This window comes from Mesorhizobium sp. WSM4819, from assembly GCF_055811215.1.
Map to the genome: position 1 here is coordinate 35,291 of NZ_JBVVQO010000031.1, position 21,908 is coordinate 57,198.

General features: G+C 63.4%; 21 protein-coding genes. 6 read left to right on the plus strand and 15 right to left on the minus strand.

Annotated features, from left to right (window positions below):
- Position 1: 1 nt before the first annotated feature.
- The 7 genes from AC0L18_RS23905 to AC0L18_RS23935 are packed head-to-tail and all read right to left on the minus strand — an operon-like array spanning position 2 to position 6,610.
- Positions 2–979, minus strand: coding sequence for a 2-dehydropantoate 2-reductase (locus AC0L18_RS23905; protein ID WP_473494430.1), 978 nt, complete (start codon positions 977–979; stop codon positions 2–4).
- On the minus strand, positions 979–2,514 hold the full coding sequence (locus tag AC0L18_RS23910; RefSeq protein WP_473494431.1) for an acyl--CoA ligase: 1,536 nt from the start codon (positions 2,512–2,514) through the stop codon (positions 979–981). Before AC0L18_RS23910 ends, AC0L18_RS23905 begins: the two co-directional genes overlap by 1 nt.
- Positions 2,507–3,205, minus strand: a complete 699-nt coding sequence (locus tag AC0L18_RS23915; RefSeq protein ID WP_473494468.1) for a fumarylacetoacetate hydrolase family protein — start codon at positions 3,203–3,205, stop codon at positions 2,507–2,509. Before AC0L18_RS23915 ends, AC0L18_RS23910 begins: the two co-directional genes overlap by 8 nt.
- Before the next feature lie 2 nt (positions 3,206–3,207).
- The gene (locus tag AC0L18_RS23920) at positions 3,208–3,963 is read right to left on the minus strand and encodes an ABC transporter permease (protein WP_473494432.1); all 756 of its coding nucleotides are present in this window, start codon (positions 3,961–3,963) and stop codon (positions 3,208–3,210) included.
- 6 nt (positions 3,964–3,969) lie between these two features.
- Positions 3,970–4,773, minus strand: a complete 804-nt coding sequence (locus tag AC0L18_RS23925) for an ABC transporter ATP-binding protein (RefSeq protein WP_473494433.1) — start codon at positions 4,771–4,773, stop codon at positions 3,970–3,972.
- A gap of 1 nt (position 4,774) precedes the next feature.
- Positions 4,775–5,602, minus strand: a complete 828-nt coding sequence (locus AC0L18_RS23930; RefSeq protein ID WP_473494434.1) for an ABC transporter permease — start codon at positions 5,600–5,602, stop codon at positions 4,775–4,777.
- Between the two features lie 12 nt (positions 5,603–5,614).
- On the minus strand, positions 5,615–6,610 hold the full coding sequence (locus AC0L18_RS23935) for an ABC transporter substrate-binding protein (protein ID WP_473494435.1): 996 nt from the start codon (positions 6,608–6,610) through the stop codon (positions 5,615–5,617).
- A 177-nt stretch (positions 6,611–6,787) separates the two neighbouring features.
- Between AC0L18_RS23935 and AC0L18_RS23940 the strand changes: the two genes are divergently transcribed.
- Entirely contained in the window at positions 6,788–7,480 is a 693-nt protein-coding gene (locus tag AC0L18_RS23940; protein WP_473494469.1) for a FadR/GntR family transcriptional regulator, read from the plus strand.
- A gap of 57 nt (positions 7,481–7,537) precedes the next feature.
- On the opposite strand, the gene AC0L18_RS23945 is transcribed toward AC0L18_RS23940, so the two are convergent.
- The 7 genes from AC0L18_RS23945 to AC0L18_RS23975 all read right to left on the minus strand — a co-directional run bounded on the left by AC0L18_RS23945 (position 7,538) and on the right by AC0L18_RS23975 (position 15,085).
- Positions 7,538–8,965: an aldehyde dehydrogenase family protein gene (locus tag AC0L18_RS23945; protein WP_473494436.1), complete on the minus strand. Its 1,428-nt coding sequence runs from the start codon at positions 8,963–8,965 to the stop codon at positions 7,538–7,540.
- A gap of 32 nt (positions 8,966–8,997) precedes the next feature.
- Positions 8,998–10,083 (minus strand): ABC transporter ATP-binding protein, encoded by a 1,086-nt coding sequence (locus AC0L18_RS23950; RefSeq protein WP_473494437.1) that lies wholly within the window; start codon positions 10,081–10,083, stop codon positions 8,998–9,000.
- A complete protein-coding gene (locus tag AC0L18_RS23955; RefSeq protein WP_473494438.1) occupies positions 10,073–10,681 on the minus strand; it encodes a cupin domain-containing protein in 609 nt (202 codons plus the stop codon). The genes AC0L18_RS23950 and AC0L18_RS23955 overlap by 11 nt, the downstream gene beginning before the upstream one ends.
- Positions 10,682–10,901: 220 nt before the next feature.
- Positions 10,902–11,972 carry an ABC transporter substrate-binding protein gene (locus AC0L18_RS23960; protein WP_473494439.1) on the minus strand — a complete coding sequence of 357 codons (1,071 nt, stop codon included), beginning with the start codon at positions 11,970–11,972 and terminating at the stop codon, positions 10,902–10,904.
- On the minus strand, positions 11,957–12,835 hold the full coding sequence (locus tag AC0L18_RS23965) for an ABC transporter permease (protein WP_473494440.1): 879 nt from the start codon (positions 12,833–12,835) through the stop codon (positions 11,957–11,959). Before AC0L18_RS23965 ends, AC0L18_RS23960 begins: the two co-directional genes overlap by 16 nt.
- Complete coding sequence (locus tag AC0L18_RS23970; protein ID WP_473494441.1) at positions 12,832–13,719, minus strand: ABC transporter permease; 888 nt, start codon at positions 13,717–13,719, stop codon at positions 12,832–12,834. The genes AC0L18_RS23965 and AC0L18_RS23970 overlap by 4 nt, the downstream gene beginning before the upstream one ends.
- Before the next feature lie 85 nt (positions 13,720–13,804).
- A complete protein-coding gene (locus tag AC0L18_RS23975) occupies positions 13,805–15,085 on the minus strand; it encodes an NAD(P)/FAD-dependent oxidoreductase (protein WP_473494442.1) in 1,281 nt (426 codons plus the stop codon).
- Between the two features lie 254 nt (positions 15,086–15,339).
- Between AC0L18_RS23975 and AC0L18_RS23980 the strand changes: the two genes are divergently transcribed.
- The 5 genes from AC0L18_RS23980 to AC0L18_RS24000 all read left to right on the plus strand — a co-directional run bounded on the left by AC0L18_RS23980 (position 15,340) and on the right by AC0L18_RS24000 (position 20,687).
- A complete protein-coding gene (locus tag AC0L18_RS23980; protein WP_473494443.1) occupies positions 15,340–16,497 on the plus strand; it encodes a fumarylacetoacetate hydrolase family protein in 1,158 nt (385 codons plus the stop codon).
- Positions 16,498–16,754: 257 nt separating this feature from the next.
- The gene (locus tag AC0L18_RS23985) at positions 16,755–17,687 is read left to right on the plus strand and encodes a substrate-binding domain-containing protein (protein ID WP_027152256.1); all 933 of its coding nucleotides are present in this window, start codon (positions 16,755–16,757) and stop codon (positions 17,685–17,687) included.
- A gap of 123 nt (positions 17,688–17,810) precedes the next feature.
- Entirely contained in the window at positions 17,811–18,797 is a 987-nt protein-coding gene (locus AC0L18_RS23990; RefSeq protein ID WP_473494444.1) for an ABC transporter permease, read from the plus strand.
- A 3-nt stretch (positions 18,798–18,800) separates the two neighbouring features.
- Positions 18,801–19,595, plus strand: a complete 795-nt coding sequence (locus AC0L18_RS23995; RefSeq protein ID WP_473494445.1) for an ATP-binding cassette domain-containing protein — start codon at positions 18,801–18,803, stop codon at positions 19,593–19,595.
- Between the two features lie 69 nt (positions 19,596–19,664).
- Positions 19,665–20,687: a LacI family DNA-binding transcriptional regulator gene (locus AC0L18_RS24000; RefSeq protein ID WP_473494446.1), complete on the plus strand. Its 1,023-nt coding sequence runs from the start codon at positions 19,665–19,667 to the stop codon at positions 20,685–20,687.
- Between the two features lie 506 nt (positions 20,688–21,193).
- Here AC0L18_RS24000 and AC0L18_RS24005 read toward each other — a convergent pair.
- Positions 21,194–21,775, minus strand: a complete 582-nt coding sequence (locus AC0L18_RS24005; protein ID WP_091596146.1) for a TetR/AcrR family transcriptional regulator — start codon at positions 21,773–21,775, stop codon at positions 21,194–21,196.
- Positions 21,776–21,908: the final 133 nt, after the last annotated feature.

Below are 21,908 nucleotides of genomic sequence, written 5' to 3' on the forward strand. Positions count from 1 at the left end.
ATCAATAGCAGCCGCGCTCGATGGCGAGGCGGCGCACCAGCGCCAGCACGCTGTCGATGGTCGGCGTCGGCTGGCCGGTCAGCCGGCCGAGTTCCTGGACCGCCGTCACCAGCGCATCGATCTCCATCGGCCGGCCACGCTCCAGATCCTGCAGCATCGAGGTCTTGTGCTCGCCAACGTCGCCGGCACCCTTGATGCGGCGGTCGACCGAGATCGGGAAACGAACGCCGAGGCTTTCGCCGATCGCCTGCGCCTCCAGCATCATGGTGCGGGCAAGCGTGCGGGTGGCCTCGTCGGCAGCGATTGCCGCAAGCGTGCTGCCGGTCAGCGCGGAAATCGGGTTGAAGCAGAGATTGCCCCACAGCTTCACCCAGATCTCGCTACGGATGTCGTCGCGAACCGGCGTCTGCAGCCCCGCCGCAACCATCTCCTCGGCAAGCCGCGTGACACGCTCGCTCTTCTCGCCCGAGGGCTCGCCGAGCGAGAACCGCTTTCCCTCGATATGGCGGACCAGGCCGGGCGCATCCACCTCGGCCGCGGGATAGACGACCGAGCCGATGACGCGATCCGGCCCAAGCCGGTCCCAGATCACCCCGCCGGGATCCACCGCTTGCAACCGCGTGCCTTCGAGCGGCCCGCCGATCCTGTGGAAATACCACCACGGCACGCCATTCTGCATGGTGACGACGGCCGTTCCCTCGCCCAGCAGCGGCGCGATCTGGTCGAGCGCTGGCGCGACCGAATGGGCCTTGAGCGCCAGCACGACATAGTCCTGGACGCCTAGCTCCTGCGCCTGCGCGGCGGCCCTGACCGAGGCGACGGCTTCATGACCGTCTTCGATCAGGCGAAGCCCGTTTGCCCTGATCGCGTCAAGATGCGCGCCGCGCGCCACGATCGACAGATCGACGCGCCCGGCCATGGCAAGTTTGGCCGCGAGGTAGCCGCCGATCGCGCCAGCGCCAAAAATGCTGATCCGCATTATCCCAGCCCAGGTTTGGCAAGACCGAGTTTGGTCGCGAGGCCGATGCGCTGCAGCTTGCCGGTCGCGCCCTTCGGGATTTCGTCCAGGATCAGGACAATGCGCGGCACCTTGAAGTCGGCAAGCCGTGTCGCGGCAAAGCTGCGGATGTCGGCTTCTGTCGCGGTCATGCCCTCGCGCAGCACGATCGCAGCCGCGACCTCTTCACCGAGCTTGTCGTGCGGCGTGGCGAAGGTGACGACCTGCGCCACCGCCGGATGGTCCATCAGCACGTCGTCGACCTCGAGCGGCGAGATCTTCTCGCCGCCGCGGTTGATGATTTCCTTGAGCCGGCCGGTGACGCGCAGATAAAAATCGTCGTCGAGCACGCCCTGGTCGCCGGTATGAAACCAGCCATGTGCAAAAGCCGTGGCATTGGCGTCCGGATTGTTCTCGTAGCCCGCGGTGACATTAGGTCCGCGAATGACGATCTCGCCGGTGTCACCGGGCTGCAGCAATTGCCCGTCCGGCGCCATCACCGCCACCTCCGGTCCGGCCGCGGCGCCGACGCTGCCCGGCTTGCGCAGGCCCGGCGGCAGCCGGTTCGAAGCCATCTGGTGCGCGGCCTCGGTCATGCCGTAGGATTCGATCACCGGACAGCCGAAGGTCGCCTCAAGCTCGGCCATCACTTGCGGCGGCAGCGATGCCGAGGACGAGCGGATGAAGCGAAGCGACGCTGCGGCCAGCGCCTCGGCATTGCGCGTTGCGCGCGGCAGTATCGCCTGATGCATGGTCGGCACCGCCGTGTACCAGCTCGGCCGCGCCTCGCCCAGCCAATGGAAGAAGCGCAGCGCGTTGAAACCCGGCGTGCAGAAGACGCTGCCGCCGGCGGCGAGCGCGGACAGCACCGCCGCGATCAACCCATGGATGTGGAAGAGCGGCATGATGTTGAGGCAACGATCGCCGGCCGTCAGGCCGAGCGTCGCGCCGATATGGGCGGCCGAGGCGGCGAGATTGGCGTGGCTGAGCGGCACCAGCTTGGGTCGTGACGTGGTGCCGGACGTGTGCAGCAACAGCGCGATGTCGCCGTCTTCAGCCAGGCCCGGCGAAACAGACGGACCAACCGGTTTGCCCTTGATCTCAAAACTGCCGGCTGGCGCGTCACGCAGTGCTGTGAGCCTGAGCACCGCTATGCCGAGGCGCTCGGCCACGGTCACCGCCGGGCCGCTTTCGTCTTCGGCGACGAGGATCGCCTTGGCGCCGATGTCTGAGAGATAGAAATCGAGCTCGTCGGCCCGGTAGGCCGGATTGAGCGGGGCCGTCGACGCCGCCGCCGCCACCGCGACAAAGGCCGTCGCCATCTCCGGCCCGTTCGGCAGCACGATGGCCACCCGGTCGCCACGGCCGAGGCCCAGTGCATGCAATTGCGCTGCCGTCTCGGAGATCAGGCGGCGCAGTCCGCCATGCGTGAGCGTGATCCTGTCGGGTGCCGAAATCGCCGGCGCATCGTCGACTCCGGCGGCAAGCCGCTCAATGATCAAGGCCGCTTCAGACAACGCGAACCTCTAGGTCGCCGACGCCATCGATATGACCACGAAGAACATCACCGCGCACGACCGCGCCGACGCCCGCCGGCGTGCCGGAAAGAATGATGTCCCCCGGCTTCAGCGTGAACAGACCTGACAGATAGCTGATCATTTCCGGAACCTTCCAAATCATCTGGTTGAGGTCGCCGGTCTGCTTTCGCTGACCATTGACGTCCAGCCAGATCGCGCCCTGGCTGGGATGGCCGGTCGAGCTTGCCGGAACCAATGGCGTGCATGGCGCCGATGCCTCGAAGGCCTTGCCGACCTCCCATGGACGGCCCATGTCCTTCGCCTTCCCTTGCAGGTCGCGCCGCGTCATATCGAGACCTACGCCATAACCGAACACGCAGTCCAGAGCCTTTTCGACCGGGATGTCGGTACCGCCGCTCTTCAGCGCCACGACCATTTCGATCTCGTGATGAACATCGTTGGAGGCCGGAGGGTACGGAAATTCTCCTGTCGTATCGAGGTTGTCGGGGTTCTTCTGGAAGAAGAATGGCGGCTCCCTGTCGGGGTCGTGTCCCATCTCGACGGCATGCGCGGCATAGTTCCGCCCGACGCAATAGACCCGGTGCACCGGAAACATCTTGTCGGTTCCCGCCACCGGGATGCTCGGGATTGCGGTTGGTTCGATGACATAGCTTGAAGTCGTGCCGTGCATGTTCACTGTCTTGCTCCTGCGTAGTATTCGACCTTGGCTTCGGACCGTTCGATCAGTTCGGCGATCAGCAGGGCGAAGGCAAAAAGGATGATGGTCAAGGCCCAGAATTCGGCCATGCGGAAATTTCGCGAGAAGGTTTCGAACAGTGCACCGTAGCCGACGATGGCGACGAGCAACTGGCCGATGACGACGCCCTTGACGCCGCGTATGAGGCCGAGGCGAATGCCGGCAAGGATTTCCGGAAGGGCCGCCCACAGGATGATCTTGCTATAGAGCGCCGGGCGCGAGGCGCCGTAGGAACGCGCCATCTCGATCAGCGACGGCGAGATATGGCGGACCCCGGCGCGGGTGTCGAGAACGATGATCCAGATCGCAAACAGGAACACCGCCGCAACGATCGTCTTCTCGCCGAAGCCGAACAGGATCATCAGCACCGGGACGATCGCCGAGAGCGGTGCGCTTGAAAAGATGTTGACCCACATGCCGAGCAGGTCGTCGGCGATCTTGACGCGTCCCATCAGGATACCCAATGGCACGCCGACCACGATCGACAGGGCCATGCCCGTCGCGAAGGCGCGAAGGGTCGTGACTGTCGCGCTCTGCCAGGACGGCGTCTGCACCAGGCTGACCGCTGCAACCAGCACGTCGCTAAACGGCGGCAGCAGAAAGACAAGGTCGAGCCGGCCGACGATTTCCCATACGACGCACCAGACCAGCAGGGACGCCATCATTGGCACACGGTAGCCAAACAAGGTCACGGCCGGTCACTCCACATACTGCTTCAGCCCCTGCCAGATCTCCTCGACAGTATCGAGATAGTGCCTGTCGCGATGGATGCGCTCGGGGTCGCCGGAGCGATCGATTTCCGGTTCGATGATCTGCGAAACCCGGCCGGGTCTCGGCGACAGCAAAACGATGCGGTCGGAGATGTAGACCGCTTCCTCGATCGAGTGCGTCACGAAGATGAAAGTCTTGTTTTGGTTGGTGCGCAGCCGGATCAGGTCTTCCTGGAATTTCCGCCGGTTCTGCTCGTCGACCGCCGAAAACGGTTCATCGAGCAGCAGGACGTCGGCATCGACCGACAAGGCGCGCGCCAGGCCGACGCGCTGGCGCATGCCGCCCGACAGCTGATGCGGATATTTGTCCTCGAATCCGGCGAGCCCCACCTCGGCGATGTAGCGTCGGGCGATCTCCTCGCGCTCGGCCTTGTTGGTGCCGCGCAACTCCAGTCCGAAGGCCACGTTGCGTGTCACCGTCGCCCACGGCATCAGCGCAAAGTCCTGGAATACGAAAGCGCGTTCGGGGCCAGGGGCTGTGACGTGCTTGCCGTTGATCGCGACGGTACCGCCATCGGCCCGTATCAGCCCCGCTATGATCTTCAGCAGCGTCGTCTTTCCGCAACCGCTGGGTCCGAGAAGGCTGGTCAGCTTGCCCCTGGGAAAGTAGAGGTCGATGCCGCGCAGCGCCTCGACATTGCCGTAGGTCTTGGAGATTCCCCTCACTTCCACGATTGAATCGATCGGTGCGGGAACCGGCGACGGTCCATTTCGCAATGCGGTCGCGCCCATCTTAAGCACCTCTGCTCTCGGGCCTGAAAACGCGGACTTCCACCCACTGCAGAAAGACGAGCGTCAGGGTGGAAAGCGCAATGATCGAGGCGATTGTTGCGTACATCTCGGCGTAGTCGGCGCGCGAGCGGTGGAAGGTGATGAGGTCGCCGATGCCGGTCGGGGTGATCAGCAGTTCGGCGAGCACCACGCCGACGAAGCCAGCAGCGACTCCAAGGCGCAAGCCGGCAAAAATCACCGGGCTGGCGTCCGGCAGAATGATCTTTGCGACGGTCTGCCAGCGGGTGCCGAGGAAGGATCGGCACATGACCAGCAGCGACTCGTTGACGTTGTGCACGGCCTTGTAGGTGTTGAGCACGATGACCGGCAGCGCGAGGATCATGACGGCGAGCGTCTTGGCGGTCATGCCTATTCCGTAGACGAACGTGACCATCGGAATGAAGGCGGCGACGGGCGCTGCCTGAAGCACGATGAACACAGGGATCACCAGCCATTCGCCGGTGCGCCAGAGGCCACAGATCGTGCCGAGGCCGACACCCAGGAACGCCGACAGGACAACGCCAAGCACCAGCGGCTGCAGCGTCGAAAGATAGGCGGTCGCCAGGCTGCCGTCGGCGAGCAGTCCGAAGAACGCGACGACCGTATCGGAAAAAGTCGGGAAGGCGAAGCTGACCGGAATGCGCCCAGCCACCTCCCAGATTCCCGCGAACAGGGCGATCGACACCAGCCTAAGCAGGACCGGCTGGTCCCACGATGCGCCCGTTGCGCTGCGATTGGAAAGAGGAGCGAGGCCGGCAGCCTCCCCGTCGGTTCTGATGCTTGCGGCCATCCGGCAGGCCGCCTATTTCTTGCCGAGCTTGGCGACGGCGCGGTCGATTGCGGAGACATCCCAGAAGTCCTCGACCTTAAGGCTGGCGGGATCGCCTTCGATCTGGCCGGCAAGGCTGAAGAAGGCAAAGTCGTCCTTGGCCGCATCGGCTCCGCCGCCGTTCAGCGCAAGACTGCCGGCTTCCGCGGTTTCCTTGTAGTATTCGGTGATTTCGCTGTCGGCTTCAGCGCCGAGATCCGGCAGCAGTTTGTATTTGTTGCGAAGCTCGACGGCGACCGCCGGGCTCGCGGTGATCTCGCGCGCGGTCTTCATCAGTTCCTCGACCAGGATGTCGACGTCGGCGGCGTTGTTCTTCAGATAGTCCGCGGTCGCGAAAAGCGCTTCGTCAGAGGCGCCGAGATCCTCGACCGGCAGAACGATGAACTTGCCGGGCGCTTCGGCCTCGAGCGCGCGCCTGTTGGCGGCATCGACGATCGACGCCTTGATGGTCCCCTGGAGCAGCGCATTGCGGCGAACCTCGGAACCCGGGACATAGCTGATGTTGCCGAGCTTGATGCCGTGGTTTTTCGCCATCAGCAGCATGACCGCCTCGGTTCCGGAGCCGCGCGCCTGGACGGCGACCTCCTGCCCGTCGAGATCCTTCCATTCCTTGTAGAATTCGCTGTTGACGACGGGAAAGAAGCGCAGCGTCGATATCTGCGCGAAAATGCGGATCGGCACGCCCACCTTCTGGATCAACGTATAGGGCGCGCCGATGCCGACATCGGCCTGGCCGCCGACAATGGCCTGGGCAGCCAGATCCTCGTCATTGAGAACAATGAGCTCGACATTCACGCCGCGTTCCCTGGCGCGCTCTATCGCGGCGAGCGTCTGGATGGATTCGATGCCCGGAAGGTCGCCGAATGCGATGCGCATGTCGCCCGCATTTGCGGCCGACAAGGGCGCTGCACATGCCAGGACCGCGGCGAAAGCGGTGGCAAGGATGGTACGTCTGGACACGCCGGCCATTGTCATTCCTCCCGTTTTTTGTAACCATTTCCGTGATTGGTTAAGACTATGGAGCCGATTGGTCAAGGAGAAATTGCACCGTATCGAACGGGTGTGCCCAGAAACTCGGCAGTTGACGGTTTGAGCTAATCGTTTTAACACCGACAGAGGCAAATCATGTGCGGATTGGTTAAATTGATGGACGATCCCGGTAATGGCGGCCACGCCGCCCTGGTTCAGCTGCAGGCCTATCTTGCCCAGATGGATCATGCCGGTGAGACGCGGCTGCCTGCCGAGCGGGAACTGTCGGACAGCCTCGGCGTATCGCGCGGCGATCTGCGCAAGGCGCTGGCGGTGCTCGAGAAGGACGGCCGCATCTGGCGTCACGTCGGGAGGGGCACCTTCGTCGGCAGCGGGCCGGTCGAGGAGACGATCGGCATTTCGGAAATCGCCGGGCGCACCAATCCGGCCGACGTGATGCGCGCGCGCCTCATCCTCGAGCCCGAAATTGCGCGCGAAGCGGCGCTGCACGCCACGCTTTCGGATATCGCCGCGATGCGGCAATCGCTGGTGCAGACGCGGGAGGCCGTCACGTGGCGGCAGTATGAGAATGTCGACAATCTGCTCCACCGGCAGATTGCGCAGGCGAGCCGCAACAATGTGCTGCTCGGCCTGTTCGACGTGCTGAACGCCGTGCGCCGCACCGTGGTCTGGGGACGTCTCCGTTCAGAAGGCGCCCGCCCTCCGGCAGACCATCACAGCTTCGCCGACCATGAACGGATCGTCGAGGCGATCGCCGAGCGTGACCTCGGCGGCGCGGCGGCAGCGATGCGCCTGCATCTCCAGCAGGTTGAGCGGCGCCTGATCCCTGTCCGCGAAGCCGCCGAATAGCTCAGATGACCCGCTACAGCGACCTTCTTGGATGCGCGGCGCTGTTCGGGTTAAGCCCTACGCGCCGTAGCCGATGATGCCCTTGATCTCGAGGAAATCGTGGATCGCCCAGTCGGCATATTCGCGGCCGTTGCCGGATTGCTTGTAGCCGCCGAACGGCGCGAAGGTGTCCCACTCCGGATAGTTGATCGAGACCTGTCCGGCGCGCAGGCGGCCGGCGACTTTGCGCGCGTGGTCTATATCCCCTGATTGCACATAGGCGGCGAGGCCATAGACGGTGTCGTTGGCGATTTTCACCGCGTCATCGTCGTCATCATAGGAGATGACCGAAAGCACCGGCCCAAAAATTTCTTCCCGCTCGATGGTCATGCCCGGCGTGACGTGGCCGAAGACGGTCGGCCGCACGTAATAACCGCGATTAAGATGCTCCGGCCGGCCGGGACCGCCGGTGACCAGCGTTGCACCCTCGGCGATGCCGGCCTCGATCAGCCGCTGGATCTTGTCGAACTGGATGTTGCTGACCACCGGCCCGAGCCTGGTGTCTTCCGAGCGCGGATCGCCGACCTTGTGCGCCTCGGCCGCCTTCTTGGCGATCAGCAGCGCCTCATCGTGGCGGGCGGCCGGCACCAGCATGCGCGTCGGCGCATCGCAGGACTGGCCGCTGTTGCCGAAACAGGCGTTGACGCCCTTGCGCACGGCCTTCTCGAAATCGGCATCGGCAAGCACGATGTTGGGCGATTTGCCGCCGAGTTCCTGCGCCACGCGCTTGACCGTCTCAGCCGCCGACTTGGCGACGATGATGCCGGCCCGGGTCGAGCCGGTGAAGGAAACCATGTCGACATCGGGATGTCCGGCCATGACCTGTCCGACATCCGGACCGGTGCCGTTGACCATGTTGTAGACCCCCTTCGGCGTGCCGGCCGCCTCCATCACCTCCGAAAAGACGATGCCGCTGATCGGCGCGATCTCGGAAGGCTTCAGCACGACCGTGCAGCCGGCGGCGATCGCCGGCGCCACCTTGCAGACGATCTGGTTGAGCGGCCAGTTCCACGGTGTGATCAGCGCGCAGACGCCGATCGGCTCCTTGACCACCATGGTGGCGCCGCGCTTCTCGCTGAATTCGTAATCCTCCAGCGCCTTGATGGTGGACTCCATATGCGCCCTGCCCGCCCATGCCTGCGCCTCGCGCGCCCAGGTGATCGGCGCGCCCATCTCCTGGCTGACAGCCTGGGCGATGTCCTCGTAGCGCTCGTTGTAGACTTCGAGGATGCGCTTCAGCAGCTTCAGGCGCTCGGCCTTGCTGGTTTGCGAAAAGGCCGGAAAGGCCGCCTTCGCCGCCGCCACGGCGCGATCCACATCGGCCTTCGAGCCGACGGAGATTTTGGTGTAGGCCTCTTCGGTGGACGGATCGATCACATCCAGCGTCGCCGGCACCACCGGCGCGACCCATTTGCCGTCGATGAAGAAGTTCAAGTGATTGCTCATGGGTGGTGCTCCGGTTTTCTGGAAGGATAGGGTCAGATGGGCAGCATAGGGCAGTTAGCGCCCCGGCGCAGGCTGATATGCGCCACATCGCCGACGCTGAATTGAAAACCTTCCGCCCGGCGTGGCGCATCGATCACCACTGGTATCCCCTGCCCCAATTCGGCGTGCAGGCGCAAGGTGCGGCCGTGAAAGACGATGCTGCTCACCCGCACCGGCGCGGTGCCGATCGCTGCTTCGGTCGTGGCCAAAAGATCCTCCGGACGCACACCGATGGTTCGCACCGCGCCTTCTCCCGGCGCTTCGCCGGTTTCCGACGTGGCTTCGAGCGGCAGGGCGCCGGCGCTGAAACGCAATCGATCGCCGTCACGGCCGACAAAGCGCGACTGCAGCAGGTTCATCGTGCCGATGAAGCTGGCGACGAATTTTGTGGCGGGCCGGTCGTAGAGCGTGGCCGGCGGTGCGATCTGCTCGATGCGGCCCTTGTTCATGACGACGATACGGTCGGAGATCGACAGCGCCTCGGTCTGGTCGTGGGTGACCATGACGAAGGTGGTGCCGAGCCGCGACTGCAGCCGCTTCAATTCGACCTGCATCTGTTCGCGCAGATGCGCATCGAGCGCCGACAGCGGCTCGTCGAGCAACAGCACACGTGGTTCGCAGACAATCGCACGGGCAAGCGCGACGCGCTGACGCTGGCCGCCCGACAATTCGGACACGCGGGCGCCGAGCTTCTCGGCAAGGCCAACCATGTCGAGCGCTTCGCCGACGCGCTTTGCCTGTTCTGCCCCGGAAAGCTTGCGCAGCGACAGGCCGAAGCCGACGTTTTCGGCGACGTCCATGTGCGGAAACAACGCATAGTCCTGGAACACGGTGTTGACGGGACGGTCGAACGGCCGCAACGAAGTGATGTCACGGCCGTCGAGCAGCACCCGTCCGTTGGATGGGCTTTCAAATCCTGCGATCACCCGCAGGCTAGTGGTCTTGCCGCAGCCAGATGGGCCGAGCAAGGTAAGGAACTCGCCGCGGGCGATGTCGAGATCGACGGCGTCGAGACCGACGATGCCGCCGGGGAAAATCTTCGATACCGCATCCAGCCGGACGAGAGGATCAGGCGCCATCGCGGACCTCGGACGCTTTGGTCGTGTTGACCCAGAGGATCTGGCAGCGCTCGGTGCCCGGATTGCGGAAGGCATGCAGCAAGGTGCTTTTGAAGGCGAAGCTGTCGCCGGTCTTCAGCCCGTAGGTGGTTGAATCGATCACGAGTTCGACTTCGCCCGACAAGATGAAACCGAATTCGTGGCCGGGATGGGCGTAGGCTTCGACGGTGCCGCCACCGGCTTCTACCGTCACCAGCATGCCGGTGAGCGTAGCGGCCGGCGGCGACAGCAGCGCCTTGGCAATGCCTTCCGACTTCACCGGGATCTGGCGCCGACTGTTGGCGCGCACGCAATAGAGATCGCTGACGGCATGGTTGCCGTCAGCGATCAGCGCCGACGGCTCGATGTCGAGAGCGGCGGCGAGCGGCCAGATCACCTTGACGCGAAGCGAGGACAAGCCGCGCTCGATCTGGCTGAGCGCCCCGATCGAAACGCCGGCCTTGGCGGCGAGATCGGCCAGCGAAAGACTGCGTTCCAGCCTAAGCGCCCGCACGCGCCGGCCGACCCGCACATCGGCGTCGTCTTTCGGCTTTTCAGCCGCTTGGTCCAGTATATCCATGCATATTTCCTCGTTCGCCAGCACTTTCCCTTCTCCCCCTGTGGGAGAAGGTGGCCGAGCCCACGGGTCTTGCCTCCGGCAAGCCCGAGGACAGGCGCCGCTCGGACGGATGAGGGGTGTTCCAGCTTGGCAAACCCCGCATTCTGTCCAGCACCCCTCTACCGTCTCGACGCTACGCGCCGATCCACCTTCTCCCACAAGGGGAGAAGGAAGAGCGAACTCAGCCGCCTGCCTTGACCTTCTCGAACATCTTGGCGAGTTCGTCATTCTGTTTCATCGGCCCGGTGAAGACGGTAGTCTTCAGCATCACTTCCGGATCGGACGGCAGTTGCAGCTTTTCCAGTTCCTCCTTCGGCACCGCGGCGAAGGCCGAGCTGTTTGAGCTGCCGTAACCATAGGTCTGAATCAGGTATTTTCCCGAATCCGTCTCCAGCCGGCTGTTGATGAAATCATAGGCGAGGTCGACGTTCTTGGCGTCCTTGAGCATGACGAAGCCGCACGACCAGGTCAGCATGCCTTCCCTAGGCTTCATGAACTCGACCGGCACGCCCTGCTTCTTCAGCGAGGTGGCCGACGCGTTCCAGGTCATGGCGGCGACCAGCTGGCCGCTCGCCAGCGCCTGTTCGACCGAGGTCATGTCCGTGGTGTAGTTGGAGAGCAGCGGGCGCTGCTCGCGCAGTTTTTCAGCCACCTTTTCCATCTGTTCCGGCGTCATGTCGAACGGATTGACACCGGCGAGAAGCGCCGCCACCACCGGCGTGTCGTGGACGGCATCGATCGTCGCCATGCGCCCGGCATATTGCTTGTCCCACAAAAGGTTCCAGCTTGGCTCCGGGTTCTTCACCAGATCGGTGCGGTAAAGGATCGAGGTGTTGCCCCAGTCCCACGGCACCATCCAGACTTTGCCGTCGCCGGCCTGCAGGTCGGGCAGGTTCTTGAAAACCGGAAAGATCGAATCCCAGTTTTTGATGCGCTTGGTGTCGATCGGCTGCAGCAGGCCTTCCTTGTTCCAGCGCGCCACCTTGTCGTAGCAGGGATGCGCGACGTCAGGACGGAAACCGGCCTTGACCTTGGTGAAGGCGTCATCGTCGTCGCCGAACATCGAGGCCTCGACGCCATCGGGGTGTGCGGCGAGGAAGCTCTTGTTGAAGTCGGGAAGTTCGTAGCCCGACCAGGTGAAATATTGCAGCTTGTCGGCCGCAACCGCGACGGTCGACGAAAACGCCAGCGCGAAGGCTGCCAATCCGGCTTGGACTGTCTTGCGATTTATCGATTTCAGGTCGAATGCCATTGCAGTTCTCCTCTTTCGGTTTCTTCTGGTTTGGACAGGTTGGCGGGCACCGGCCGCTGAGCGGCGGCGAGCCCGCGATGGCGCAGGATTTCGGCAATTGCCGCGATGACGAAGGACACGGCCAGGATGGCCGTGCCCAGCGCCATGACGGTCGGCAGCGATTTCGGGAAACGCAGCTGGCTCCAGATATAAAGCGGCAAGGTCGGTTCGGTGCCGGCGAGGAAGAAGGCGACGATGAACTCGTCGAAGGAGGTCAGGAAGGCCAGCATGAACGCTGATACAATGGCGGGCAGGCTGAGCGGCAGCATGACCCGCCTGAATGTCGTCCAGTCGGAGGCGCCGAGATCGAGTGCCGCCTCATGGATGGTCTTGGGTATAGCGGCGAAGCGGCTTTTCATGATCACCACCGTCGTCGGCAGCGCCACCAATATGTGGCCGAGCACGATGGCGGTGCGTGACGGACCGAAGCCAATGAGGTTGACCAGGATCAGCAGCGAGATGCCGACGATGACGCCGGGGATCAGGATCGGCAGCCGCGCGATAGCGCTGATCGTGAAGGCAAGCGGCGAACGGCCAAAAAGATCCATGTAGGACACGGTGATGCCGCAGAGCGTGGCACCGGTGGCGGCAATTGCACCGATGACGAGGCTGTTGGCAAGCGCGCCGGATAGCGCCGAATTGCCGGACAGCGTCGTGTACCATTCAAACGTGAAGCCTTGCAGCGGAAACGCCGCCTGGATCGAATCGTTGAAGGAAAACAGCGGGATCAGCGAGATCGGCAAATAGAGGAATACCAGATAGACAAGCACGTAGGCGCCGAGCCAGCGGCCACCTTGCTTTGCGTCTATGCGCGCGGCGCTCATGTGCGGCTGCCAAACCTGCGGTCGGCGGAACGCACGACCAGCACCACGGCAAGGATGACCAGCATGACGGCAACGGCGAGTGCTGCGCCGAACGGCCAGTCGTTTGCCTTGCCGAACTGGGCCTGGATCAGCGAGCCGATCATGGTGCTGGCAGGGCCGCCGACCAGCGCCGGAGTGACATAATCACCGACCGTCGGCACGAAGACGACGAGAGCCGCCGCCAGCACGCCCGGCATCGAATTCGGCAGCACGACGCGGCGGAAGCTGGTGAACGGTCTGGCACCGAGATCGGAAGCAGCTTCGAGCAGCGATTTCGGGATCGTGTCCAGTGCCACATAGATGGGCAGGATGGCGAACGGCGCATAGGCGTGAGCCAGCGTGACGACGACGGCGGTCGGCGTGTTGAGAAACGCCAGTGTCGGTTCGGACCAGATGCCGCTTTCGACGAGCGCCGAGTTCAGCACGCCATTGTAGGCAAGCACGATCTTCCAAGCGAAAACGCGCAACAGATAGCTGGTCCAGAACGGCAGCGTCACCAGAAACAGCAGCAGCCCGCGCCGCCGTCCGGCATGGAAGGCCAGGTAGTAGGCGACGGGATAGGCGGTGACGACCGTCGCCAGCGTCACCAGGCCGGCAATGGCCAGCGAGCGCAGCGTTACCGTCCAGTACAGCGGGTCGGATGCCACGGTGACGAAATTCGCAAAAGTGAAACCGGCGCCCAGCAGCGAACCGTCATTACCGCGAAGGGCGAGGAAAACCACGAGGCCGAGGGCAAACAGGATCAGGAAGAAGGTGACCAGCCCGCCCGGCAGCAGCATGGCCAACCGGAAACCCGTCGAGGACCGGGACTCCGGCAGCGGCTGCCTTGCAACGATGGTCGACATCGGGGTTGCCCATCGAAATTTGAAATCACTTAAGAATTTTTCAGAATCGTGAAACTGTCAAGCTGATTCCTGCATCGGCATAAAATCAGCGCTCGAATGCATCCAGCATACGATACCAGGCGATCGTCGCGGCGACGCCGACCTGCCGAAAGACGTGGAATGGGATCGGCCGGATCGGCGAGACCGGGAACGGCAATTGCCCGGCGTCGCCGCTCGCCAGATAGCCAGCAATGCGCTCGCCAAGCGCGGTCATCAGGCCGACGCCACGGCCCTGGCAGCCGACCACGGCCATCAGGCCCTGCTGGGGCTCGTGGATATGCGGGAGGTGATCCGGCGTCATCGCCACCCGGCCAAACCAGCGCTTTTCGATTGCGACTTCGGATAGCGCCGGATACAGCCGGAGCAGCGCGCGCTCGAGATGCGCCCAATCACATTCGCTGGTCGGCAGCGCCATTCGGCCGCGCCCGCCGAGCACCAGCCGCCCGTCGGCACTCTTGCGGTAATAAACGAGGATGCGACGTGAGTCCGATACTGCTTGCCCTTCCGGTAAAATCCCGGCCGCCAGATCGGATGGCAGCGGTGCTGTCGCGATCTGGAAGGAGTGCAGCGGAACGAACGTTTCGGCGAGACCAGGGAGCAGGTCGCCGGTATAGGCGTTCGTCGCCAGAATGACCGCTTTGGCCTGCAATTCGGCGCCGCCCTCCGTCGAGATGCGCCAAATGCCGGCCTTGTCGAGGCGCATCACCTTCTGATGTTCGGCGATCTTCACGCCCGCGGCCGAGGCGATCCGTGCCAGTTCCGACGTGTAGGCAAGCGGATCAATCACGCCGGCGCGGCGGTCGAGCCAGCCACCGAGATAGCCCTGCGCGCCAGTCAACGCGGCGATCTCGGTCTGGCTCAGAAGCCGGACATCGGCGCCACGGTTCCGCCACTGCCGGTCCCTGTTCGCCGCCGCCTTCAGCGCCGTCTCGGTGTGCGCTGCCTGGATCCAGCCGTTGCGGACGAACGGCACCGCCAGATTCTCGTCGCGGATCAATTCGAAGACGGCGTCCGCCGTTGAGGCGGCAAAATTGACGAGGATCTCGCCGCGTTCGAGGCCAAAATGCTCCAGCAGCCATTCCGGATCATATTTCAGGCCAGGGATGACCTGACCGCCATTCAGGCCCGATGCGCCTTGGCCGATTTCGCCGGCTTCCAGCACCTGCACGGCAAGGCCGAACCGGGCTGCATGCAAGGCTGTCGACAGACCGAGAATCCCGCCACCGACAATGACGACATCGGCACGCTGGCGGCCGGGAAAAAGCGACCGGAACGCAGGGGCCGCCGGCGGCTTCTGCCAGAGCGGATCGGAAAACGGTAGGGGCAAGGGTCACCTGAAATGTCTTCGTCAAATGAAAATCCTAGTGACGATTTCATTATTTTGAAAGAGCCTTTGATCTCGGCATCAAGGGATTGAAGAGGATGGCGTCCGCCGATGCGAAATTCAGCGCAGGGCTCGACCGCTAGGAACGGGATAGACCTTTGGCGGGAATTTGTTGAAAGTGCCGCCGCCGCGGCCAGGCTTTTGATGAACCATTGGTCCGCAGCGACGCAGAACAAGACAGCAGAGGACCGCAAGCCATGACGAACGCCACCCTCCTGCCCGACGAGGGCCTCTTCATCGGCCGCGCCTGGACGAGCGAAGCATCGCATCCGCTGGTGGTCACGGTACGTGGCGGCACGGTCTTCGACATCACCTCCAGCATGGCACCAACCGTGCGCGACATCTGCGAGATGCCGGATCCAGCAGGCTACGTCCACGCCGCCGCGGGCGAACCGATCGGATCGCTCGATGCAATCGCCGCCAACAGTTTCCAGGCCGCGCGCGATCCGCAAAAGCCGTACCTGCTCTCTCCGGTCGACCTGCAGGCGGTCAAGGCATCGGGCGTCACCTTCGTCGTCAGCCTGCTCGAACGGGTCATCGAGGAGCAGGCGCGCGGCTCCGCGGAAAAAGCCGACGCCATTCGCGCCGACATTGCCGGGCTGATCGGCCACGATCTGTCGAAGCTCAAGCCAGGCTCGCCGGAGGCGATAGAGATCAAGACCAAGCTGATCCAGCGCGGCGCCTGGTCGCAATATCTGGAAGTGGGCATCGGCCCCGATGCCGAAATCTTCACCAAATGCCAGCCGATGGCGTCGGTCGGCTTCGGCGCCGATGTCGGCCTGCATCCGGTCTCCACCTGGAACAATCCGGAGCCGGAGATCGCCATGATCGCCGCCGGCAGCGGCAAAATCGTCGGTGCCACGCTCGGCAACGACGTCAATCTGCGCGACGTCGAAGGGCGCTCGGCGCTGTTGCTCGGCAAGGCCAAGGACAACAACGCCTCGGCCGCGCTCGGCCCGTTCATCCGGCTGTTCGACGATACCTTTTCCATCGGTGACGTGAAGCAGGCCACCGTGCGGCTGAAGGTCGAGGGCGAGGATGGTTTCTCGCTGGAGGGCGCCAGTTCGATGGCCGAGATCAGCCGCTCGCCCGAAGAACTGGTCGCCGCCGCCATGGGCCCGCATCACCAGTACCCCGACGGGCTGGCGCTCTACCTCGGCACCATGTTCGTGCCGTCGAAGGATCGCGGCGAAAAGGGCAAGGGCTTCACGCACAAGGTCGGCGACATCGTCACCATCTCATCGGAGAAATTCGGCGCCCTGATCAACCGGGTGCGGCTGTCGCCCGACTGTCCCCACTGGACCTACGGCGCCAGCCATCTCTTGCGCGACCTTGCCAGGGCCGACCTCATCTAGCTTCCGTCCCGCCTGCGCCCTCGTCTTCGGCGCCGCGTACCGCTTGCCGCAAAAGATATCAGCCAAACTGATGCGATCTGATGGGATGGCTGATGGCGCATCGTCGTGCGCCAACTACCACTGGCAAATGGAGGCTTGCCATTGATCGAAAAAGCGGATGCTCTGATGCATCCAGATCGCCGCTGGCAAGAATACGGTCAGGCTTGCCGTGATCGTCGCCGGAGCTGGAGGACGTTTTCAAAATGGGAGGAAATCAAATGCTGACGAGGCTACGACTATTTGTATTCGGCTTGATCGTGGCGCTGGCGATTCCGGCGGCGGCACAGGCCAAGACCTTCTACTGGATTTCGCATGGCGGCCCGGCCGATCCGGTCTGGACCTACTTCCTCGCCGGCGCCAAGCAATGGGCGACGGACACCGGCAACACCGTCAACACCTCGTTCCACAATGGCGACGTGTCGTCCCAGCAGGAGGCTGTTCGCGCCGCCATCGCGGCGAAGGCCGACGGCATCACCACCACCAGCCCCGACCCGGGCAGCCTTATCGAGCTCGTCAAGGAGGCACGAGCGGCAAACATCCCGATCATCAACTTCAACACGCCCGATCCGAAGGCGGACTTCAACGCCTATGTCGGCGGCGACAACGTCACCTTCGGCAAAAACTGGGCTCAGTATCTGGTCGACAAGGGCCTGGTGAAGAAGGGCGATTTTGTCTGGATGCCGGTTGAAATCCCCGGCGCCACCTACGGCGTCCAGGAAGAAGAGGGCATCAAGAGCGTCTTCGAGCCGCTCGGCATCACCTATGAAATCACCGAAGCCACGCTCGACCAGGCCGAAGCAATCAACCGCATGGTCGATTATCTCACCGCCAACAGGGCCAAGGTCAAGGCGATCATCGGTCTCGGCGACCTGGTGACCGGCTCGATCAAGCGGGTGTTCGACCAGGCCGGCATCAAGCCGGGCGAAATCCCGGTCGTCGGCTGGGGCAACTCGCTCGACACCACCCAGGAGGTGCTGACCGGCTACGTCAATGCCGCGCAGTGGCAGGATCCGCAGGCGACCAGCTATGTGGCGCTTTCGATCGCCAACATGGCCGCGAGCGGCATTCCGCCCGGCTTCGACGTGATCACCGGCGCGCTCTACGAAAAGGACACCGCACAGGTCTACGACGACATCCTGTCCGGAAAATAAAACCGCGATCGGGATGGTCGCGGCGGCGCTTGCCGCAGCGATCATCCCCATCATCCCGCTGAGCCTCGAACCGCCTCATGCGGCGCCGGACTTGGCCAGTTCCAACCATGTCGCGGGTCCAACGTGGAAAACAGTTCCATCATCCAACGCTCGATCGCCAGGCCGGAATTCGGGCCCTTCGTGCTGCTCGTCGTCGAGCTTGTCGTGTTCTGGGGGTTCAACCACGACTTCCTGTCGCCGCAGAACATCAGCAACATACTGGCCTTCACGGTCGAGCTCGGCCTGATCGCGCTGGCGATGACGCTGTTGATGACTTCAGGCGAATTCGACCTCTCGGTCGGATCGCTGTTCGGTTTCTCGCCCGTCTTGATGTGGACGCTCTTCAACAGCGGCCTCACCTCGCTGGAGGCCGGCTTCGTCGTGGCCTTGCTGGTTGCCGGCTTCATCGGGCTGGTCAATGGCTGGTTCGTGACGCAACTCAAGATACCGTCCTTCCTGGTGACGCTCGGCATGCTGCTGGTGGTGCGCGGCACCGCTCTGTTCGTCACCAGCGGATTTCCGCAACGCACCTGGAGCGCCGAAGGCAGCTGGCTCGCCGAGGCGCTGGTCGGCGATTTCTTCATCGGACCGTTCCGCATCTACATGTCGCTGTTCTGGTTCATCGCAGCCGCGATCGCACTCGGCTACGTGCTGACGCAGAGCCGGACCGGCAACTGGATCCAGGCGGCCGGCGGCAACCCCAATGCGGCAAGGGCGCGCGGCGTCAATGTCAGCGGCGTCAAGATCGGCCTGTTCATCCTGTCGTCAATCATGGCTTCGCTTGCCGGCGTCATCAGTTCGCTGCGCACTTCGGCGGCCAACCCGAACAGCGGCACCGGCTACGAGCTCGAAGTCATCGCCATGGTGGTGATCGGCGGCACGGCGCTGACCGGCGGACGCGGCACCATCATCGGTACCGTGCTCGGCATCCTGATCCTGCGCGTGATGCGCAACGGCATCGTGCTGATCGGCGTGCCTGGGCTTGCCTACAACATCTTCATCGGCGCGATCATCCTCGGCATGATGGCGCTCCATTCATGGCTGGAACGCCGGCATCAGGCGGGGACTTGAACCATGACTGAGCCGCTTGTCCGCATGGAAAACATCCGCAAGTCCTACGGGCGCGTGCAAGCGCTGGTGGACGCCAATTTCCATGTCAACGAAAGGGAGATCGTCGGTCTGCTCGGCGACAATGGCGCCGGCAAGTCGACGCTGATCAAGGTCTTGTCGGGTGCGGTCCCGCTGACCAGCGGCGACATCTTCATCCGCGGCAAGAAGGTGGACTTGCGCAGCACCAGCGACGCCATCGCGCACGGCATCGAGACGATCTACCAGGACTCCGCACTGGTCACGCAATTGTCGATCGCGCGCAACCTGTTCCTCGGGCGCGAACCGATCAAACCGCCGCGTTTTCTCAACCGTATGGACCAGGAGGCGATGAACGTGGTCGCCCGCGATCTGCTCAAGCAGGTCGGCATCTCGAAGAACATCCCGCCGACCACACCAATCGGCTCACTCTCAGGCGGCGAGCGGCAGGCCGTGGCGATCGCGCGCGCCATGCATTTCGACAGCGACCTCATAATCCTCGACGAGCCGACCAACAATCTCGGCGTTGCCGAGACGCAAGGTGTGCTGAGCTTCGTGCGCAGCGCCCGCGATTCGGGCCATTCCTGCATCTTCATCGCGCACAACATCCACCACGTCTTCCAGGTGGTCGACCGCATCGTCGTCATGCGCCGCGGCAAGGTGGTTGCCGACGATATCGATCCGAAGAACACCAACGTCGCGGAAGTCGAACGGATCATCACCGGCATGTCCGACAAGGAGATCCGTGACGCCATCGTGCAGGGGAAGCAATCGCAGGGCTGAGTGGCCAGTTGGAAGCCGGGTTGGCCGTATCTCTGGTACAGGATCACATCGGCTCCTATGACTGCGACTATGAAAGCCACCGTTGCGGACATCGCCAGAAGCTGCGGGCTGTCGACCGCGACGGTCGACCGGGTGCTGAACAACCGGCCGGGCGCCAGCGCCGCCAACCGGCAGCGGGTGATGGAGGCGGCCAAGCAGCTTGGCTATTTGCCGGTCGTGGATCAGGTCACGTTGCCCTCGCGGCCGGCGCATCTCGAGTTCTTCCTGCCGATCGGCTCGAACGCCTTCATGATGGATCTGGCAAATCATATCGAGGACTATGCCGCACGCCTGCCGCTTGTCGCCTCCTGTCGGATCCACAAGCTCGCCGGCATCTCGCCGAACGCGTTGCAGGCGGCCGTCGAAAACCTCTCGCTCAAGGCGAACGGCGTCGGTGTCATTGCGATCGATCACCCGAGAACGCGCAACATCCTGCGCGAGATCGTCGAAGCCGGCATCCGCCTGGTCACGCTGGTGTCGGACGTTCCGGGCGCGCCGCGATCGGCCTATGTCGGCATCGACAACCGTGTCGCAGGGCGCACCGCAGCCCTTTTGATGGGACGTTTCCTAGGCGGTCGCACGGGCCATCTGGCGATGATCGTCGGCTCGCGCTCCTATCGCGGGCATGAGGAACGCGAAATGGGCTTTCGCTCGGTGCTCGGCGAGGAGTTCCGCAATTTGACCGTGACCAGCGCCGTCGAGATCAACGACGAGCCTGATATCAGCTACACGGCGACGATGAAGGCGCTGCACAACGAGCCGGAACTGCTCGGTATCTATTGCGTCGGCGCCGGACGCTCGGGCGTGGCGAAAGCGCTGCTGGAAGCCAAACCGCAAAGGAAGCCGGTGTTCATCTGTCACGACCTGACAAGAGCGACACGCGGCTATCTCGTCGACGATCTGCTCGATGTCGTCATCGACCAGAATGCACGGCTGATCGCCGAGCAATCGGTGATTCGCCTGCTCGGCTCGATCGCTTCCTCGGCGCCCTATCTGACGCGGAAATTCATCGAACCGCGCCTGATCTTCAAGGAGAACGTTCCGGTCCAGTGATGCCACGCAAGCGCCACGGTTGGTCGCGGCGATGGTTAATATTCGCTTGATAGCGCGAATCTGCACATCTGCTATGCATCTTTTGCTATTGCCGAATCATTGGGCAACCGCTAGTTTCGCAGGTGTCGGCCATCTACTCCTCCCAGATGCGATGCCGACGCTGAGTGCGGCGCACCTCCTCCCGCGTCGTATTCGAAATCGAGCCCGCTGCCACCTCCTCCCGGCAGCGGGCTTTTTTTGTTCTTGGGTGTCGGGCAAGGCGGCGGCAATCGCCAATGGCTGGTTCGGGCAGCGCCGCAGCCCCATTGGAATCCCGCCACACTTGTCACTCTCACCAATTCGCTATCGGGCCTAGCCTGCTCACAACCAGCAGCGACCGCCGCGCGCAAGAGCGCGGCGACAGACCGGCAACGGAGACGTGAGATGACAGCACATGCCAAGGCAAAAGAGCACTCGCGGCGCGGCTTGCAATGAACACGCCACCGATCGTTTCGCCGCTTGCGAGACTATCTGGCCTTGAACGAGGTGATCAGGCCTTCCGCCATGCGGACAAACTGCGCGCTGGGGCCTTCGGCTCCGACGCTTTGCAGGCTGACACGGGCGCCTTCAAGCAGCAGCGACAATGTATCGGCGAGAAGCTCTGCCTGGCCGATGCCGGCATCCCGACACAGGCCGACGAGGCGGTCGCGCTGAGCCTGCTTGAGTTCCTTGATTACCCGACGGGCCGGATGGTCGGTCTCGCTCAACTCGATGGCGGCGTTGGCCATGTCGCAACCGCGGCCGTCCATCATCAGGCAATCGGCTGCCATCCGAACCCAGGCATGCAGTTGCGCAAGCTTGTCGCCCGGATGCTCCGCCTCGAACTTTTGCCACATCGCGTTGGCGCTGCATGCGGTCGCTCGCAGGCACTCGATGACCAGATCGTCCTTGGACTCGAAATGACGGTAGAGCGTCATCTTGTTGGTACCGGCGGCCTCAGTGATCGCGTCGACGCCGACGCCCTTGATGCCATGCTTGTGGAACATATCCCGTGCCGTCTCCAGGATGCGATCCCGGGGGCGGATGCGTTCCGCAGTGCCGTCTTCCATCAAAACCTCCTTGGTTTCCGGGATTTCCGAAAAATCCCTCGGCACACCTCTTGACTAGGGTGTTACCGGTCTGTAACTTCTAGATGTTACTTACTGGTAACACCCCCATTGCCTCGTGTCAATCTCGCAGGCG